The following is a 274-nucleotide window of genomic DNA, read 5'->3' as shown; positions in this document are numbered from 1 at the left end:
AATCGTATTTGTGACACTATCGAAACTTACACCTTCTGGTAGTCCGCTTACTTTGTTGGTTACGGCTTGACCACTATTATCTGTTGCTTCAATTGTTATTGAATCGATAGCCGTATTCACTTCTTTTGTTTGATCTTTAATTGATGTCACCATTGGTTTTGTCGTGTCTACAACTTTAATTGTGAAGTTCGTTGTTGTTACGTTACCTTCTGCATCTGTTGTTGTTACCGTAATTGGATAGCTACCTACTTTTGTTGGTGTACCACTAATCGTA

1 protein-coding gene is annotated in these 274 nt (G+C 37.2%); it reads right to left on the bottom strand.

Features of this window, described 5'->3' with window-relative positions:
* Positions 1-274: putative Ig domain-containing protein (locus HMPREF2580_RS12360; RefSeq protein WP_176747486.1), on the bottom strand; the 274-nt coding region annotated here is incomplete at both ends.

It is taken from the genome of Staphylococcus sp. HMSC036D05 (assembly GCF_001836225.1).
In the GTDB taxonomy this organism is placed as follows: domain Bacteria; phylum Bacillota; class Bacilli; order Staphylococcales; family Staphylococcaceae; genus Staphylococcus; species Staphylococcus caprae.
Note: the sequence above shows the minus strand (reverse complement) of the source record. Positions and strands in the feature narration are given on the sequence as shown.